Genomic DNA, 2,598 nt, shown 5'->3' with positions numbered 1-2,598 from the left:
AAGGTGTACCACAACCGGGAATGGGAATGGGGATATCGGGAAGATGATCCATTGGATGGATTTGACCCTTATTCCAACAGTAAGTCATGCTCGGAGCTTGTGACTCACAGCTATAAAAATTCATTTTTCATGGATGGAGCGCCTGCTGTTTCGACTGCAAGAGCAGGAAATGTAATCGGAGGCGGAGATTTTGCTGCAGACAGAATTATTCCGGACTGTATCCGGGCAGCTCTGGAGGGAAAGCCCATACCAGTAAGAAATCCTCATTCCACAAGACCGTTTCAGCATGTGCTGGAGCCTTTATATGCGTATCTTATGATTGCTGCCATGCAGTATGAAGAAAGCAGATATTCGGGATATTATAATGTAGGACCGGATGACAGGGACTGTGTGACAACAGGAGAGCTTGTAGATCTTTTCTGCCGTGCATGGGGGGATGGACAGACTTGGGAAAATCATTTTGTGGGCGGACCTCATGAAGCGAATTTCCTGAAACTTGACTGTTCCCGAATAAAGAGTGTTTTTGGCTGGATACCGGCCTGGGATGTTCGTACTGCTGTAGAAAAAACAGTGGAGTGGACAAAGGAATGGCAGGCGGGGCAGGACATAAACACAATTATGGACAGACAGATCCAGGAGTTTCTGGCTGATATAAAATAAAAAACAGGAGAAAAAATATGTTTGAAAATATGACAGAACAGCAGGCAAGAGAGCAGATTCTTGGAATCGTAGATAATTATTGCCGTAAATATCATAACCAAGAGAAAACATTTAAAGAGGGAGACAGAATTCCTTATGCATCCAGAGTTTATGATTCAAAAGAAATGGTAAATCTTGTGGACAGTGCGCTGGAATTCTGGCTGACAGCAGGCAGATATGCAGATGAGTTTGAGAAAAAATTCTCAGAATACCTGGGAATCCGTTTCTGTTCTCTGGTTAATTCCGGATCTTCAGCCAATCTTCTTGCTTTTATGGCGCTGACTTCACCGCTTCTGAAGGAACGCCAGGTGCGTCCGGGAGATGAAGTGATTACAGTGGCGGCAGGATTTCCGACAACCGTGGCGCCAATGATCCAGTATGGAGCGGTTCCTGTATTTGTAGATGTGACAGTACCTCAGTATAATATTGACGTAACCAGGCTGGAAGAAGCTCTTTCTTCCAGGACAAAGGCAGTAATGCTGGCTCATACTCTGGGTAATCCGTTTGACCTTAAGGCTTTAAGCGATTTCTGCAAAAAACATGACCTGTGGCTGATCGAGGACAACTGTGATGCACTTGGTTCTGAGTATATGATAGACGGAGAGAAGAAGCTTACAGGAACCATTGGTGATATCGGCACATCAAGCTTTTATCCGCCTCATCATATGACAATGGGAGAAGGCGGAGCTGTGTACACAAACAATCCGCTTCTGCACAAGATTGTCCGTTCCCTCCGCGACTGGGGACGTGACTGCAGATGCCCGTCCGGCCGTGATAATGTGTGCGGACACCGATTTGACAGACAGTACGGAGAGCTGCCTCTTGGCTACGACCATAAATATGTTTACTCTCATTTTGGATATAATCTGAAAGCAACAGATATGCAGGCGGCAGTGGGATGCGCTCAGCTTGAAAAGTTCCCTGGATTTGTGGAAAAGCGTCGTCATAATTATGCGCGCCTCAGAAAAGCCCTTGAGGGAATGGAAGAAAAATTTGTACTTCCCGAAGCCTGTCCCGATTCTGATCCAAGCTGGTTCGGCTTCCTTTTGACATGCAAAGAAGGAGTGGACAGAAATAAAGTGGTTCCTTATATTGAAAGCAAAGGTGTTCAGACAAGAATGCTGTTTGCCGGAAATCTTACAAAGCACCCCTGCTTTGATCAGATGAGAGCAGAAGGCAGAGGATACCGCATTGCCGGAAGTCTGGAAAATACAGACAGAATCATGCGCGATACTTTCTGGGTAGGTCTTTATCCGGGCATGACAGATGAAAAGATCGATTATATGGCAAAGGTGATCCGGGAAGCCGGAAATCTTTAAGCCTGCTGTGGAAAAGATACTTCAGAGAAGGGATAAAAGTAAATGGTAATAGATGAAAAGCTGCGCTGGTATGGATTCTGGCTGGTGGACCGTCTTCAGGGAGGAAAGGTACGCGGCTATTATGAAGAAATCCGTGACAGCTATAAAAACGGGACTTCCATAGAAAAGACTCAGGAGAAAATCAGGAAGCTGATCTCTCATGCAGTTCGCACAACTGAATTTTATAAGGATTTTCCAGAGGATACTCCTCTGGAAAAAATGCCTGTTATGAATAAGGAGACTTACAGAAATCATTATGAGCAGTGCCAGTCTTCTGTTTACAAAGATGCTTCAGATAATCGTATTATGTACACAAGCGGCTCTACGGGGACTCCTTTTGCCATGATACAGAATCGCAATAAAATCCTTCATAACACAGCTGCAAGTATTTTTCTGGGGGCTGCCGGCGGATATTATATCGGAATGAAAGAAGCATTTATCCGCATGTGGGTAGGAGATCACGCAAAAAAGAGCTGGATCTCCAGAACGGCAGAGAATCTGATCATGATGGACTGTTCCAATCTGGATGAAGAAGCTTTGG

The 2,598-nt window shown here is 45.1% G+C and carries 2 protein-coding genes and 1 pseudogene; all 3 read left to right on the top strand.

The genetic code is table 11. The features are described from left to right. Positions 1–660 (top strand): NAD-dependent epimerase/dehydratase family protein (locus WJ238_RS00225; protein ID WP_337605831.1); only part of this gene is annotated, 660 nt, incomplete at its 5' end. Positions 661–677: 17 nt separating this feature from the next. Further along, complete coding sequence (rfbH, locus tag WJ238_RS00220) at positions 678–2,018, top strand: lipopolysaccharide biosynthesis protein RfbH (RefSeq protein WP_337605830.1); 1,341 nt, start codon at positions 678–680, stop codon at positions 2,016–2,018. A gap of 42 nt (positions 2,019–2,060) precedes the next feature. After that, positions 2,061–2,598, top strand: a pseudogene (locus WJ238_RS00215) (phenylacetate--CoA ligase family protein); the annotation flags it as partial.

Source organism: Claveliimonas sp. (assembly GCF_037273965.1).
In the GTDB taxonomy this organism is placed as follows: domain Bacteria; phylum Bacillota; class Clostridia; order Lachnospirales; family Lachnospiraceae; genus Claveliimonas; species Claveliimonas bilis.
The sequence above is the reverse complement of the archived record's forward strand: the minus strand, read 5'-3'. Positions and strand labels throughout refer to the sequence as shown.